At 54.1% G+C, this 14,398-nt stretch carries 11 protein-coding genes; 4 read left to right on the top strand and 7 right to left on the bottom strand.

What is annotated here, in order from left to right; translation table 11 throughout:
* The first annotated feature begins 39 nt into the window (after positions 1–39).
* The 3 genes from RSSM_RS00100 (at position 40) to RSSM_RS00095 (ending at position 2,036) form a co-directional block, all read left to right on the top strand.
* Complete coding sequence (locus tag RSSM_RS00100) at positions 40–1,104, top strand: hypothetical protein (RefSeq protein WP_008673034.1); 1,065 nt, start codon at positions 40–42, stop codon at positions 1,102–1,104.
* 124 nt (positions 1,105–1,228) lie between these two features.
* Complete coding sequence (locus tag RSSM_RS35295; protein WP_008673032.1) at positions 1,229–1,489, top strand: endonuclease/exonuclease/phosphatase family protein; 261 nt, start codon at positions 1,229–1,231, stop codon at positions 1,487–1,489.
* Positions 1,404–2,036, top strand: coding sequence for an exodeoxyribonuclease III (locus RSSM_RS00095; protein WP_236620837.1), 633 nt, complete (start codon positions 1,404–1,406; stop codon positions 2,034–2,036). The genes RSSM_RS35295 and RSSM_RS00095 overlap by 86 nt, the downstream gene beginning before the upstream one ends.
* A gap of 83 nt (positions 2,037–2,119) precedes the next feature.
* On the opposite strand, the gene RSSM_RS00090 is transcribed toward RSSM_RS00095, so the two are convergent.
* Positions 2,120–3,553 (bottom strand): outer membrane protein assembly factor BamB family protein, encoded by a 1,434-nt coding sequence (locus RSSM_RS00090; RefSeq protein WP_008673028.1) that lies wholly within the window; start codon positions 3,551–3,553, stop codon positions 2,120–2,122.
* Positions 3,554–3,693: 140 nt separating this feature from the next.
* On the opposite strand from RSSM_RS00090, the gene RSSM_RS00085 reads away from it, so the two are divergent.
* A complete protein-coding gene (locus RSSM_RS00085) occupies positions 3,694–7,380 on the top strand; it encodes a hybrid sensor histidine kinase/response regulator (protein WP_044300305.1) in 3,687 nt (1,228 codons plus the stop codon).
* A gap of 14 nt (positions 7,381–7,394) precedes the next feature.
* On the opposite strand, the gene RSSM_RS00080 is transcribed toward RSSM_RS00085, so the two are convergent.
* From RSSM_RS00080 to RSSM_RS00055, 6 genes are all read right to left on the bottom strand, one after another.
* A complete protein-coding gene (locus tag RSSM_RS00080) occupies positions 7,395–8,843 on the bottom strand; it encodes an SWIM zinc finger family protein (RefSeq protein ID WP_008673022.1) in 1,449 nt (482 codons plus the stop codon).
* A 172-nt stretch (positions 8,844–9,015) separates the two neighbouring features.
* Complete coding sequence (locus RSSM_RS00075; protein WP_236620836.1) at positions 9,016–9,393, bottom strand: molybdopterin synthase catalytic subunit; 378 nt, start codon at positions 9,391–9,393, stop codon at positions 9,016–9,018.
* 73 nt (positions 9,394–9,466) lie between these two features.
* Positions 9,467–9,751, bottom strand: coding sequence for a MoaD/ThiS family protein (locus tag RSSM_RS00070; protein WP_008673018.1), 285 nt, complete (start codon positions 9,749–9,751; stop codon positions 9,467–9,469).
* 2 nt (positions 9,752–9,753) lie between these two features.
* Positions 9,754–10,734, bottom strand: coding sequence for a GTP 3',8-cyclase MoaA (gene moaA, locus RSSM_RS00065; protein ID WP_008673016.1), 981 nt, complete (start codon positions 10,732–10,734; stop codon positions 9,754–9,756).
* A 12-nt stretch (positions 10,735–10,746) separates the two neighbouring features.
* Positions 10,747–11,772 (bottom strand): SMP-30/gluconolactonase/LRE family protein, encoded by a 1,026-nt coding sequence (locus RSSM_RS00060; protein WP_008673013.1) that lies wholly within the window; start codon positions 11,770–11,772, stop codon positions 10,747–10,749.
* A gap of 160 nt (positions 11,773–11,932) precedes the next feature.
* On the bottom strand, positions 11,933–14,398 hold a 2,466-nt coding region (locus tag RSSM_RS00055; RefSeq protein ID WP_044300301.1), incomplete at its 5' end, for a cadherin domain-containing protein.

Here is a 14,398-nt window from a genome sequence, read left to right as displayed (position 1 = left end):
TCGTACACCAAATGCCCGTGTTGGAAAGAGATCATTCTCATGTGCCGAACAAAACACTGCCGTTCTATCCCTGGCGCGTTGGCGGCGATCCTATTGGCGAGCGTCACTTTGAGTGCCGCGGACCTCGAAATGGTCGACGGATATGGCAACATTACCGGTGTCGTCGACGTAGCAAGAGACGGGTTGACTGTCATTGAAAACACAGGCGATCGATTCTTCTATCGACGTGCACGTGACTACGATCTTCTCGGTGGAAGGTATCTCGGTTTCTACAATCAAGGACTCAACCGGATCATTCGATTCCCTCGCAGTGGGCGTGGACCGGTTGAGAGAGCCGATCTGAACACTCCGTATCCACAATTTGTTCCCGCCAGTGTTTCAGTCCGGCCAATCGGCAGTGGTCCGGGGTTCGCACCGTATATCGACGTGTGGCTCGCGCCACGGCCCGTCGTCCCCGCCTACCCAGGCATCACTCCGTACGGTGTTCCACCGGTCGTAAGTGGCTACTACTCATCCGGAACAACGCTCAGTGTTGGCCCGATCGGGCCTGCCATCGGCCTCGGCCCATCTCCGCTAATCTCGCGATTCCCAAACGCACAGTTGCAATCGACGGTCTCTGAATCTCGCATCGTGGAAGTCGGGCGACTTAAACCTGTCGAGATAGAATTCGTCAACACGCATAACGAGACTCTGATCGTTACGCTGACTGATGTTCGGCATCCTGGCCGGGAACCCGAATACCGTCTCGAACCAGGTGGTAGCCAACGCGTTCGGTTGCCACGAGACGCGGGGCAGGTGCGGATCGACCTGTATGAATCGTTCGATCCACTCGGCAATCCCGTGCAACGTGAACACCGAGTTGCCCTCGCGCCCGAACCTCGATACGAAGTCATCGTTCATCGACTGCGAATTCAGTCCATAGCGATAGACCGAACCGGAAAGAGCCCCAACGAAATCGAAGACATCAACGTGCAGGGCGTGGGTGTTGGGCGTTTCATATTACCCCCCGGCGATCAACTCGTCTCAGGTACGATTGACGTTTACGCAGTCGCGACCGGTGCTGCGAACCCTGGGTCGGTAGCACCAATCGTTCCGAACCCCTAGGTTATGCATGTCCTACCCGTATCGAACAAACGAGCGAATTCATTGCTCGGTCCAAACGTACCTTGTCTGGTAACGTTTGTTTCCAGTTCGATGCCCAACGAAACATGCTTGCCCCCTTTTTTGAATGCCACAATCGCCCACTTCATCGGATGATGTCAAGCTCGTCTCTTGGAACGTTAACGGGATTCGAGCCGCGATGGACAAAGGGTTTCGCGATTATCTTGAGAGCGAACAACCGACTATCGTGTGTTTGCAGGAGACGAAAGCTCGGCCCGAACAGGTCGACACTTCTTGGGCGGATGAACTGGGCTACGAACAGTTGTGGAATTGCGCCGAAAAAGCCGGGTACAGCGGCACGGCGATTTGGTCGAAAAATCCCGGTTAAAAAGCACACTCTGGGTATCGGAATAAAGGACCACGATCGGGAGGGACGCGTCATCACGGCGACGTACGACGACTTTCATCTCGTCAACGTCTACACTCCCAACTCGCAACGAGGCCTCACGCGTCTCGACTATCGAGAGACCTGGGACGCTGACTTCCTTGCCTATTTGAAGAAGCTGAATCGTCGCAAACCGGTCATTTTCTGTGGCGATCTCAATTGTGCCCACCACGAAATCGATCTTGCCAATCCGAAAGCGAATCGCAAGAACGCTGGGTTCACCGAGCAAGAACGCACGGGCCTGAGCACGATTGAAGCCGCCGGGTTTGTTGATTCCTTCCGGCACTTCGATCCGTCACCGCATCAGTACTCGTGGTGGACCTATCGCAACAATGCTCGCGAGCGGAATATTGGATGGCGGTTAGACTACTTTTGGGTCGCTCGCCGATTTATGCTACGAGTTACATCGTCGACCATTCGCAACGACATCCATGGTTCAGACCATTGCCCGGTTGAGATCACCGTCTCGATGGATTCACAAACCGCGTGAAGACAGTAAGAACTGCAACGCAGATCTTTTCTATCGGGTGAACCAGATCTCGATCTGGTTCGCTGCATGTTCTCTATGGCGGACTACTTTGTCGTTTGTTCGGAACGAGGCAACTCAAGGCACAACACCGTCTTGTCTCCCCGTACGAGGACACTGTTCCCAGAGACGACGGGCGCCGACCAACAAGGAAAACGTATCGCCGGACGGGAGCTTCCCTCTTCGGAAGAAGGTTCGTTCAACTCCCAGACAGCGATCTCATCAAATTGCTCGGGATCACACCTGACGATATGCAGTGTCCCTCTTTCAGTTTGGACTAGCAACACATCGGACAACCGGGTCGCTGAACTGCGTCGACGTTGCATCGCGGTCCATTGCACTTCACCGGTCAAGAAATCAACACAGCGAAAATCACTGTCGGGTGCGTTGCGGCCACTGCACGCGTACAAGAAGCCTTCATGCAAAACCGGCGTCGACATATGCGAACGCAACGACTGATCGCGTCGTCTTCGATCTGGGTCTTGCCAGATCGGCGTAAACTCCAGCCCCGTTTGATCATGTTCGATTTCAAACAAAGTCGCACCGAGTTGATAACAATCGCTTACCAAAACCCGTTGTCCATCAACGACCGGTACCATCGCATTCACGCTCTCCAGGATGTCTGCTCGGAAGCGGATCCTGCCGGAACTTCTTCCGTCGACCGGATCAATCACGTGCAAGAACTCTCTGCCTAGGACCAACACGTATTCCTTGCCATCGATTCGCATCGTTCGCGGGCTGCTGTAGCTCGCCAGATCATCCCCGGATTTCCACAACTCTTCTCCTGTGTGCCTATCAAAAGCGACCAGAAGAGACCCGTCTGGTGAAACACGGTCTAGCCGGCCCGGCGCAATCGACTGGTCTGCGATCGGACTGCCACCGACCATGACCAAAACCGCCCCGTCAACGATCAACGGAGCCGAACCAGCACCGAAGAAATTTTGCACAACGTGGTATCGATCGTTGGTATCGACTCGCCACTGAGCTTCACCGCTGTCTCGATCACGGGCGGTCACCATGCCCGCAACACCGTGGGTGAAAATTTGATCTTGTTCAATGGTTGGGCTGCAACGTGCGCCGGACTCATATCCGTACAGATCGCGATACGACAGGTCACTCGTTTGGGACCAAAGCACCTCGCCGGTGGTCATGTCGATTTTCCGCAAACGCTCTTCGCCTGCGTCGGCATCAAAATGGAAGTAAGCGCCATCTTGGATAACCCCAAGACCGTAGCCATCTCCCACCGATAAACTCCACCGGCAGCTAGGCTCGTTGCTCCAGTCCCAGTGCGTGACGCTTCCACCGGTTGGGTTGGCTAGCTTTGCCGTCCCACTGAAGTCCACATTGAGGAATCTCGGCCAATCCGCCGCGGTCTTGAGGTCGTCTGCAAACACACAAACCGCCATCCCGGGCAATTCAGCGAGGGTCCATACGACAAGAGTTGCGACGAGAGCGCGAACCGAAACGCATGCTTTTTTCATAGAAATGGAAATCACCCTCTTACGAGACAAGTGAACCGGAATACAAATCTTGCACCGACGTGCGGTCTGTTAAACTGAACGGATTCCACCCCAGCAGTAAATCTGAAAAGGATCGGTTTTGGCCTGATTCCAATGATCCCATGAAGAGCTTTCCTGAAACACTGACGTTACAGAAGCGACGCCCGTTGTGGTGGATGCTTTCCATTGTAGTGCTGATGGCGGCGGACATCCTCGCACCACCTTATTGGGGGCTTTGCGTTCTCCAACTACTTCTGTTGCCGCTTATTTGGCGTTTTCTACATCGACGCGTCATTACTCGGATCACTGCCTTACAAGCCACCGCGGTTGTCCTTGCCGGAGTATGGCACGCGTTCTATGGTCCGTTGCTGCATGCGTTCGGGATCGACACGTCGTGGCTTCAACACTTTTGGGGTGAGGACTCGATCAGCCGAGTCGATCACACCATTGTGTCGCCCTACTTTGATCCGGTGCGTCTGTGGACGTTGTTGGCGTTAGTCGCCGCAGGCTATTTCCACGTCTACCTTCGCAGCAGATTGCGGCTACGTCTGAAGCACCAACAATACCTGCAACAAGGTGTTCGCCGTCGGTCGCAAGAAGTAGCACGCGTCAACCATGCCCTTCGCGATGAGGTCGCCCGACGACAAGCGACGCAACATCGACTCGACCAAAGCGAGACGACGTTTCAGTCCATCATGGATCGGATGCATTTGCAAGTCGCACGCAAGAACTCAGAAGGCGTATTCACCTATGCCAATGATCCGTTCTGCAAGGAGCTTGGACTGCAACCGATCGACGTCATCGGCAGTACCGACGCGGATCTCTACGCGCCGGCTCTCGCAGCTCGCTACCGTGCCGACGACCTCAACGTCATGACGACGGGTCTGCACGTGGATAAGGTCGAAGAACATCCGGGAGTCGACGGACGCACCGGTTTCGTGCAGGTCTTTAAAGCACCTGAATACGATCAACACGGCAAATGCATCGGCATCCAAGCGATCTTCTGGGATGTGACGGAAAAGCATCGTGGTGCGATGGAATTGCAAAACAGCGAAACCCGCAAGCGAGCACTGTTTGATGCTGCGGGCGACGCCGTCCTGCTCGTCGACGATCGCGGAGTCATCATGGAAGCCAACCCAGCTGCGGTCACCATGTTGCAGGCGGGAGGCGGCAGGTTAGTTGGGCGTCCGCTCGAAGACCTTATCATGCCCGTTGCGATCACCGAGCAAACCACGACCACATCGACCGTTCTCGATGAAGATAAACTGACATGGAAAACGCTCCCGTTCACCCAACGACATGAACTGCGACTGCGACGAGGCAACGGCGTTGCGTTCGATAGCGAAGTTTCGATTCACCCGATTCCGCTGGGTGATCGAGACGGACGAGCGGTCATCATTCGCGACATTACACTGCAGCAACAAGCGTTTGAAGCGATGCGGGAAGCCAAGGCAGTGGCCGAGCAAGCGAACCGCACCAAGACACAATTCATGGCCGGGATCTCGCACGAGTTGAGAACTCCACTCGGTGGCATCCGCGGACTGACAGAACTTCTCGCCGCTCAAACGCTTCCTGCGCTGGCACGGAGATATGTCAATCTTATTGCTCAGAACACCGAACTGCTTCATGACGCTATTGAAGACATTCTCGATTTCTCCGCTATCGAAGCCGGGCGGGTCGCCATCGACCCGACGCCCATTGATCTCCATGAGACCATCGGTGATGCATTCGGCTGTCTAGCGATTCGTGTCGCTGACAAGCCGGTACGTCTCTGTCTCTCCATCGATCCGGCGGTCCCGCGGCGTGTGGTCGCCGACCCGAAACGCCTTCGCCAAATCATTGTCAACTTGGTTGGCAACGCGATTAAATTCACCCCGAACGGATTGGTGTGTCTGCGTCTCGCGATGGCCGAAGATGAAACTGGTTCAATGACACAACGCAGACAAAATGAGCACCGCGACCGGTTCCTGGCGATTCCCGATCGAGCCAAAGGCGAACACGTCACCAACGAAAACTCTCGGTTGTTCAAAATTTCCATCACGGACACGGGCATCGGGATCGCCCCTGAAAACCAAGCAAGAATCTTCGATGCCTTCGAGCAGGCCGATCGTGGCACCAACAAGCAGTTCGGAGGCACAGGTCTCGGACTTGCTATCGCACGAGGCCTCGCCGAACGAATGGGAGGCGGAATCGAATTAGAAAGCGAAGTCGGTGTGGGTAGCAGTTTCCATGTGCGCCTGCGACTCAAACTCGCTGAAGAGACCCTCCCGGCCAAACGATGGATCCCCAAACGAATCGGCAACGTTCTTGAACTCCCTTCTCGATCTCAACAGGAAGACAACGAACCCAAACAATCCGTGGTCGTTTCGGTCAACAATGAGACGATCGAAAACGCGATCAAAGAAACGCTTCTTCACGATGGATGGAAAGTGTTTCACCCCGATCAAATTGGAACCTTCTCTAAACAAGCGTCGTCGAAATCACGCGATACAGATCACACCATCCAACCAATCGCATGGGTCCTGACAAACCAGACCGCTGATGCCGCGTGGCGAGTTCGGGCTCGAAAAACCAATGATCGTGTTCTCTGGTTAACTCGGACCGGTGAATCGACTCCACGCCGTGCGAAGAAAGAAGACACAATCATCATCGAACCCGTGCACCCTGACGAACTTCGTCGCTGGCTCGCAGGAAAACCGCTGCGTCAAACCGCACGCGCCAACACGATCGGTTCACTCACAACGAGCCCTTCGTCTTCCGTCGCGTCGGATACCACACTGACCCAATCGCCGTCCGATTCCAACTCGGACGGATCGAGCCAAAAAGCGGATAATACTGCAAGACGCTATCACCTACTCGTTGTTGACGACAGTCCCACCAACCGACTCGTCATCCACGACCAACTCGTTTCTGCTGGACACTTTGTGACGACCGCCGATGGTGGAAAAACGGCAATCGCACACTTTAAACGCGAACGATTTGATTGCGTTCTTATGGACCTTCAAATGCCAGGAATGGACGGCACCGAGGTAACCTCCCAAATCATCGAACTCGCTCAACACATCGGATGCCCCGCTCCACCCGTCATCGCGTTAACGGCCCATGTCACGGACCAACATCGCAAAATGTGTCGAGATGCGGGCATGATCGGATACATCACCAAACCGATCCATTTAAAACCACTTCTGCTCGAAATCGAACGCGTGGTCCAAGCCCAAACTATCGCGTCTCACGATGGCACCACTATCCAAAGCGAAGCTGTCCACACGTCAGAACCACCGTCATCTGAAGCAACATCACAAGTTCCTCAACCTGCTCCCACCTCCATCGATGTCCCCGCAAAGATCGAGTCCCCCATGCCGGAACCTGCCCCAAACGAGATCGACGACGAACCGAAAGACGAATGGCGGAAACGTCTGTCAAAACATTGTGGCGGCGATGAGTCAACAATCGAGTCGGTCTGCGATGCGATCACCATGGAAGTTCCCGACCTTATCCGAAGACTCGATCGATCCGCGAAAGACGGAAACGCCAAGACGTTTAAGACCGCTGCGCACACGTTAAAGTCATGCCTGCGATACATCGCTGCACCTGCACATAACCAACTCGCTGCCGATCTAGAAAAAAGTTGCGACGATTCTGATTGGTTCAATCAACTCCACGAAGACATGAAATCGAATGTTGAAGGCAAAGAGATTCAACAAATGAGAGACGTCCAATCCATCGGCAAGCTCTGGGTTTCGCGTGTCAAAGAGTCACGCAAACAACCGAAAACCTCCCTGCCCACCGGTTCGCCACCTCTCTTTTGAAACGACGGCCTCGTTTATAAGGTCAGACGAAAGATCTGTTTCTCCGTAACGATCGACAGAGGCTTGATCTTGAGCGTCTTCTTATCGAGGTCCTGATGCACCCGGCCGATAATCAATTGGTCTTCAGTCAATTCCGGCGGCAACATCGGCATCAGGTGACAACTCAGCGGTTCATCCTTCAACCCGCACTCGGTCATTTCAATACGCGCACCCGCTGCGTCCTCGATGACCAATTCACCTCCGCAAAGAGTCCCCATTCGCTGAAAAGCAATCGCAACGATTGGACGCTTGTCCGCGAGCGGATTCTTCAATGCCGTTCGTACATTCTTAACCAACACATCGAACTGCGTTTCTGCATGCGACCGGATCGTGCTCAAATCCGCACGTGTTAATGCCCGTTGGTCAAACTCATCCCAACGCACACGGACATTCGTTTTGCCTGGATAAACGCAGAGTTCAGGAACGATAGCGACTTTGAAAAAGCTGTCCTGTTCGCGGATATGCTTCGCCGCTCGATACGGTCGATAATTCTGTGTGAGCTGAATCTCACCGTTGTTCAGGTTCATCCAGATCCCGGTTTCGACGAATTCCTTCCGAGCAGCATCGTCATAGTTGTGGAATGCGAGTTGGACCAGTTCCACGTTGTTCTGAGTCAGCCCCGCGTCCCTCAATTCCTGCAGTTGCCAGGCGTGGCCAAGCCATGCGGCAATCGGTGAATCCGTCTCCGGGGGCGCAGTCGGTTCATCTAATCGAGCTTGCAAGACCCGCCTTCCGTGTTTCACTAACGTTGAAAGACGCGTCAGTTGGTCGAGAGCGCCTGTGTAAATCGACTCTCGTTTTTGAGGCGGCAGTTCGCCATCAAATCGACCGGTGTCATCAATAAAGAGGTTCGTGTACGCGAGCAACGCTGACTGCGCGCCCGGCAGATACGCGTCTCCTAGTTGCTTTGCCTGTTCTTGAACCCGGCGTGCCGATGTGGCATTCATCGCCGCCATTCCTTTTGAGACTAAATCAAACGTGAGGGCTTCGAGTAGGTCGAGTCCCTGCAACTGAGCAGCGATTTTTTTCTTCAGTGCGGATACGTTTACTTTCTTTGGTTTGGCAGATTTCGCCGGCTCCTTCCGCCGCGACAGCTTCTCACGTTTCTCGCTGAGATCGTCCGGCACCTCCGCAACCGTGAACTCCTTTCCATCGACATAGGCGAACATCAAACCCAAGCAGTGCTTGCACGGGAATTGACGAGACGGACAACTGCACCTGTACGTTGGCTGACTCGGCCGTACGAAGTCGCATGAACAGTGGTAATTCGATCGACCGCTTCCCTGACATTCGGCAAACAGCAGTGTGCCATCTTCGCTGCGGCAGAGCGAAACAAACTTGCCTTTGACGACCAAACTCCGTCCGTTATTGATTGCGGCGGCGTTGGGTGCCTGTGAGTTCACAAACTCTGCATCCAAATTCATCCTACGGACCCTTCGAGATGGAACCAGGAGAATCAACGACGATGGACGCCGTCATGTTCTAGACAAACTTTGTAGCACGTCGACGATCACCGTGCCACAATCATCGCCTTTATTGAGCACAACCGCTTAGGAAACGCGATCGCAACACCCCTGCACAACCCGCCGCGTTGGATCAAGATTTTCGATCGGTTGCCTGCCAATGGGGTACCTTCCAAATCGGAACATGTCTCTTCATGGCACTAATGAATTCATCCATGAACGTGATCGCTTCACGTCGATGACGTGCGGCTACCTGCAGCACAAAAGAACACTCGCCGTTGGCGACAAAGTCATAGCTGTGCTCGACTTCGACGGCGATCACTCCATGGGTTGTTGCATACTCACTCGCCAAACGGTGAAGCTCCCGAGACGTCATCGGCTCGTAGATTTCATACTTCAACCCAAGGATTGGCCGAGTCATTTCACTTTCATCGGTTTCGCAATCACGTACGCATCCGCGAAATGTTACCACCGCACCGGAATTAGCCCTCTGCGAGGCTGATAGCGACATCGAGTTTTCCGAGACAATCGGACCGCGTGTTAAGCGAACACGCACGGTCGGACTAAGCGATTGGTCAGCCATTTCACCCACCGCTAATCAGTCCGATCAACGCAACTTCATCGCTCGGCTTAATGACAGAACCCGATTCAGCAAACTCGTGATTGATCGCCACTCGGCTCACACCGAGCGTGGGAGCAATCTCGGGGTATTGTTCTGCGATCATTGAAAGTACTTCATCGGCTCGGATCGGAAAATTAATCGTACCGAGACGCAGGCAATCCACTCCGGCAGTCTTCGCCTGCGGGCCAAAGACCAACACGCGTAATTCACCGGCAACACTCGGGTGATCCGACGGCGTGGGTTGCATCTCTAGCCTCCAATCGCATGCATAGGACGAGACGGCCGCAAAAAAGTCAGATCGTCCGTTCCGTGCCCGAGTTTCTTCTGCGCGATGGCGTTTTGAATCAACTGTCCAATCGCGTCGTCAGTGGAGTCGCTACGCAACAAGGCTCGAACATCGCCCGAATCTTCCCCAAACAGGCAATTGCGCAGTTGACCATCGGCCGTCAACCGAAACCGGTCACATGACTGACAAAACGGCTTCGTCACCGAAGAGATGACACCGACCGTCCCCACACCATCATCAAATTGGTAGTCCGCTGACGGTGAGGATCCGGCCCGATCCAAGGGAACGAGAGGTCGTATTTGCTTCGAGAACATTTCAATAATCTCGTCGCCGGACAATACCGCGGACGTGTTCCAATTCCCGTCGCTATCGAGCGGCATGAATTCGATAAACCGAATTGGAATGTTGGTGCGCCTGGCGAACTCACCGAAAGCCAAGATTTGCCGGTCGGTCAAACCTCGCATTGCAATGGAGTTGACCTTCACCAACATGCCCGCCTGTTTTGCAGCGTCAATTGCGTCGAGAACTTTTGCCAAGCCTCCGCGCCGAGTAGCACTGCGAAATGTTTCTTCGTCGAGAGCATCCAGACTGACGTTCACGAAACGAAGACCAGCGGCTAACAGTGCGGGGAGTTGCTCCTTCAGCAAAACACCGTTGGTTGTCAGCGAGACTTTTCTCAGCCCATCGATCGCGACGAGCTGTTCCACCAACCGATGCAACTGCGACCGCACTAAAGGCTCGCCGCCGGTCAGGCGAACATCATCGACACCGAGCGAAACTGCGATCTTCGTAAACCTGACGATTTCCTCGAACGTCAAAATTTCTTGACGTGGTTGGTAATCCGGCGTGGACTCGGGCATGCAGTACGTGCAACGCAGGTTACAACGATCCGTCACGCTGATCCGCAAACTACGATGGGCGCGTCCGAATCGATCAATCAACATGACGATCTTCCGTTAGCGCAAACGGATTCGACAAAGCAGTTTATCTGCGGTGATGTACAACCATTTTTCATCAGCATCCAACGCACAATTACTAACACGACCTCCGGTCAACAAACGACCGATTACGTCACCTTCGGGCGTGATCACATACACACCGCCCGGCCCACTTCCCAGCAATGTACCACTCGAATGGACAGTCAATCCATCGGGTGCGCCCGGAAATTCCTTCCTATAACGTCGAGCGTCCGCTAATTCACGCAAGGGGCCGGCTTTTCCGTCATCCTCGATTGGCAACGCCGCCCATATCGGCCGTTCTCCGTCACTCTGAGCAACGTAGAGGGTCTTCCCATCTGGAGACAATCCGATCCCGTTGGGCCGCACCAACTCGGTGGTTAGTAACGTCAAATCACCGGTGTTGGAAAGTCGATACACTCCAAAAAAATCAAGTTCACGCCGAACGTCATTCTCCCGATCAGGCAACCCATAAGGCGGGTCCGTAAAATACAGATTGCCCTCCCGATCTATCGTCAGGTCGTTCGGGCTATTCAAACGTTTGCCTTCATAGTTATCTACCAAGGTCAATTTCCCACCACCGACGCTCAGGCGCGTTACACGACGATCCCCATGTTCGCACATGATAAGTCGTCCTTGGGGATCGAGGGCCAATCCATTGCTGCCCGGTTCGAGTCCATAGTACGTCACCCCCGTGTATCCACTCGGTGACATGAACTTGTCGACGCCCATACCGGGACGCCAGCGAAAGATGGTGTTGCGAGGGATGTCTGAAAAAAGCAAACACCCCGGTTCGGAATCACATCCATCCACTTTTGAATCGGCGGGCACCCACAACGGTCCTTCGACCCAGGTGAAACCACTCGCGAGCACTTCAAATTTTTCGCCGGAGGAGAACAGTTCGTTCAAACGACTATCGAACGCTTCTACACGACCAATACGCCGTGGCGACTCAGCCGATCCCATCTCTGGCAAGACGATCAACAATCCGACAATAAACCAAAAGATTGCCTGTGGCCCCTTCATCTAAATCATCCTTCGAAGTGAACAACAACTAGTTTAATGACTCTGTATCCGGACGTCTTTCTCCCAGACTGATAGACGATTCAACACGCACTCCGCCAAGTGAAGCATTGAACCCTCTCGATCGCTGCGGAGGTCGCAGCGATCGAGCAACCAGAGAACATCAGAACAATTGAGAATCGCTGAGCACCAAATCAATCGCGTCTTCACGTCGACGCTGATCGTCGCTCACCCAGATCTCCTCACCCTCTTCGAGCACCCCGACATTGGACTCTGTAGTACCGAGAGGTTCACTCGCAGGCGCCGATCCAACATTGTCGTTCGTGCCGTTCAATTGATTGATCACCTGCAACGCATCAAGTGATGTGACAAGCCCGTCACCGGAGACATCCAGATAGACCGGAACGTCGGCGAGACTATCGATCGATGCGGTTTGTCCACCATTTTGAACCAGGAAATTGATGATTCGCAGTGCATCAACCGCGCTGGTGACTCCATCATCATTCACGTCAAACGTTCTCGTCGGGTTGGTCAACGGCGACACGTTGATTTGGAAATCGAAATCGTCTGACAAACGGAACGGCCCAAACTCAAGTGCCCGAACAGTCAGTTCCAGATTCTCAGTGGAAACTCCCGCACCGGGGCGACCGACCAAGGTACGGGTTTCGGCATCAAACGTCAGCCACGACGGCAACTCCAATTTGATCTTCCCGTCCTCGTCCCGGACGAAATCTCCGTTGGCATCGCGAACCCTCTTACCCACACGAATCAAAAAGGGTTCCCCCTCAGGGTCAGTAGCAATGTTGTCAGGGATTTGGATTTCGAACTTGGATCCAACCGTGATCTTCCGATTACTAAAGACATTTTCCAAGACCGTCCGATTCAAAACCGGAGCTTCGTTGACTTGGTTGAGTTCAATCTTCAGCTCGATCGGGTCGGTCGTGGAACTGTTCCCATCGAAAACTCTCAGTTGCAGGTTGAGTTCGTTCGGATCGATCGCTCGGAACGCTGCAAAATCGAAATCACCTCGCACCTTCAACACAAACGGATCGATCTGTGAAAGCGGTTTGCCAGGACTGTTCGTGGCAGATTCAAATTCGAAGAACGGCTGCGCACTTCCGCCGATGATTTCGACCGACAACATCGCACCAGGAATATCTTTGTCGGGATCGGCCACTCGAACTCGCCCGACCGCATCGCCTGGACGAGGAACTTCTGAGACGAAGATCTTCTCCGTCGTCACAAAAGCAGGTTCATTGACATTGTTGACGATCACACGGAAGGTCTGCGTTTCGGTCGGAAGCTGCCCGGTGTTATCGACAATCTCAAACGTCAGTTCGTGCAGAGCCGCCATCTCGTAGTCGAGCTCCACACCGTCCGCGAGGCGCAACTCGCCCGATTCCGGCGAGAACACAAACAGATCCGAGCTAGGTCCAGGCAACATATCGAACGCGTAGTCATCGTGGTCACCTTCCGGATCCACGAGACCTAAGGTTGTGATTAGAAGGCCCGCCTGGTTTTCACTCGCTGGACTATTCAAGTTGTCTGTCCTCGACAACCTAGCAGGTTCGTCAATGTCTCCAACGTTGATCGTGACGACTTCCGTCTTCGCCAGCGACGGACTGCCGTTGTCGCTAACCGACACCTGAAGCGTGATTGTCGGCGACGCCTCAAAGTCGAGCGACTTGCCCGACTTCAGCAATACAGTTCCATCAAAGGTGACCTCCAACAGCGGATGCGGTTGGATGAGTCCGAATCGGTGCATCTGACCTTCATCAGGATCGTTCACGTCGAACGTGAATAGTTCACCGGGTTCGTGATCTTCATCAACGTCGAAAGTTTTCGTGACAATCTCAGGTGCGTCGTTCTCGTCCGAAATTCGAATGATCTTTTCAACAATCGCAATCCCGCGTGATTCTCCAGCAGCCGTATTGTTGTCATCGACCTGAACGCGAAGCACCAAGAAATCAGTCGTTTCGAAATCCAACGGCGCGATCAACCGCACCACACCAGTCGTTTCATTGACTGAAAGATACGGTGACGCGTCTCGCTCAAACGGCGCTTCCGGTGTACTTGGAATGACGGTGTAGGTCAGTTGTTGGCTTGATCCGGCGTCAGGGTCGACCGCATCGATTCGTCCGATCACGGTTCCGATAACCGGTCCCGCGATCGCCCCTTCAGGAACGGCGAGTTCGTTGTCCGGAACGACCGGTGGTTCGTTGATGTCGCGAAGTTGCAATGTCACCCGAGCGGTCACGCTCGCACCGACAGAATCAGTCGCACGAACCAAAAGCACGCGTTCCTGTTCGGCTTCGAAGTTGAGATCCGCCCCCTCTGCGACGCGAATTTCCGCAGTGAAGTCAGGAAGAGGCACGAGTTCGAGCCCGGTACTGTCGCCACCGATGAACTCATACGTCAAACCGGCGTTGTCAGCGTCAAACGCCTCCACGGTAGCGATGACGGAACCGGCTGCAGGGTTTTCGTCGATGGTAAACTGCACGTCCGATCCGCCCGGCATGGTCGGAACGGTATTGGAGCGAAATTCGCTCTCAAAGAAGAAGTTGTCGTACTTCGAAATATCAAACGGAAGTGTCGCTTCGGTGAGCAGGTTTGCAACCTCGACGGTCCC

The organism is Aporhodopirellula sallentina SM41 (assembly GCF_000346505.1).
In the GTDB taxonomy this organism is placed as follows: Bacteria; Planctomycetota; Planctomycetia; order Pirellulales; family Pirellulaceae; genus Rhodopirellula; species Rhodopirellula sallentina.
The sequence above is the reverse complement of the archived record's forward strand: the minus strand, read 5'-3'. Positions and strand labels throughout refer to the sequence as shown.

Bases quoted from the DNA above. Each gene is read 5' to 3' on its own strand.
- RSSM_RS00085 (WP_044300305.1), top strand. From the start codon at position 3,694: ATGAAGAGCTTTCCTGAAACACTGACGTTACAGAAGCGACGCCCGTTG.
- RSSM_RS00075 (WP_236620836.1), bottom strand. From the start codon at position 9,393: ATGTCGCTATCAGCCTCGCAGAGGGCTAATTCCGGTGCGGTGGTAACA.
- moaA (WP_008673016.1), bottom strand. From the start codon at position 10,734: ATGTTGATTGATCGATTCGGACGCGCCCATCGTAGTTTGCGGATCAGC.
- RSSM_RS00080 (WP_008673022.1), bottom strand. From the start codon at position 8,843: ATGAATTTGGATGCAGAGTTTGTGAACTCACAGGCACCCAACGCCGCC.
- RSSM_RS00100 (WP_008673034.1), top strand. From the start codon at position 40: ATGTGCCGAACAAAACACTGCCGTTCTATCCCTGGCGCGTTGGCGGCG.
- RSSM_RS00095 (WP_236620837.1), top strand. From the start codon at position 1,404: ATGAACTGGGCTACGAACAGTTGTGGAATTGCGCCGAAAAAGCCGGGT.
- RSSM_RS00070 (WP_008673018.1), bottom strand. From the start codon at position 9,751: ATGCAACCCACGCCGTCGGATCACCCGAGTGTTGCCGGTGAATTACGC.
- RSSM_RS00060 (WP_008673013.1), bottom strand. From the start codon at position 11,772: ATGAAGGGGCCACAGGCAATCTTTTGGTTTATTGTCGGATTGTTGATC.
- RSSM_RS35295 (WP_008673032.1), top strand. From the start codon at position 1,229: ATGCCACAATCGCCCACTTCATCGGATGATGTCAAGCTCGTCTCTTGG.
- RSSM_RS00090 (WP_008673028.1), bottom strand. From the start codon at position 3,553: ATGAAAAAAGCATGCGTTTCGGTTCGCGCTCTCGTCGCAACTCTTGTC.